Source organism: Thalassospira sp. UBA1131, assembly GCF_002311515.1.
GTDB lineage: Bacteria > Pseudomonadota > Alphaproteobacteria > Rhodospirillales > Thalassospiraceae > Thalassospira.
Map to the genome: position 1 here is coordinate 29,595 of NZ_DCAO01000091.1, position 355 is coordinate 29,949.

Consider the following 355-nt stretch of genomic DNA (forward strand, 5'->3'; position numbering starts at 1 on the left):
GCGATCAGGTTTTTCATACCGGATGCCAGTGCGTTCTTCGCACGCGATGCACCCATTTCATACGCAAGGAAGCCTGCGTGAATTGCAAGCATCAGTGCAGTACACCACCAATAGAATACTTCGGAATTGATGGTCGTTGCCATGCTGAGCGATGCTTCAAGGCTGTCCAGCCTCGCCATCAACTCTGGTACGGATTGTTCCATTTTAGTCTCTCCATCACAAAATGCCCCCCGATGGACATTCCTTTTATTAAAATTCAATTCCCTGTAGTGAACAAGCGCAAATGTGTTTTTTATTGTGCGTCGCAAAAATTACAGGAAAATCAATGATCTAAAAAAATATAGAATCGATCAAG

At 43.9% G+C, this 355-nt stretch carries 1 pseudogene; it reads right to left on the bottom strand.

What is annotated here, in order from left to right:
• Nucleotides 1–203 (bottom strand): annotated as a pseudogene (locus tag B3Z49_RS13935) (ammonium transporter); the annotation flags it as partial.
• Nucleotides 204–355 lie beyond the last annotated feature (152 nt).